Annotated in this window: 1 protein-coding gene; it reads left to right on the forward strand. The window is 60.4% G+C overall.

All coding sequences use genetic code 11. The annotated features are described in order from the left end of the window. A partial coding sequence (locus AC0YKC_RS34030) for an HWE histidine kinase domain-containing protein (RefSeq protein WP_488514252.1) occupies positions 1–313 on the forward strand: 313 nt, incomplete at both ends.

The raw sequence follows: 313 nt of genomic DNA on the forward strand, positions 1-313 counted from the left end.
TATGCCGCTTCGGTTCAGGATCGGATCCAGTCCCTGGCTCGGGCCCATGCCCTGCTCGCGCGACGGGGTTGGCAAAACGTCCCGCTGCGCGAGGCGATACAAACTCAACTCGAGCCTTACGGCGCCTCGCGAGCCGTGCTGGAAGGCCCTGACATCATGCTTTTGGCTCACGCAGTCCAGCCTCTAGCCTTGTTCATCCATGAACTAGCTATCAACGCGGCTACGCATGGGTCGCTCTCTGGAGAGGCAGGTCAGGTCGCAATCAGTTGGAGCGACATCCCCCAAACAAACGGACTCGTCCTCATCTGGGAAG

Source organism: Mesorhizobium sp. CNPSo 4661, from assembly GCF_057784215.1.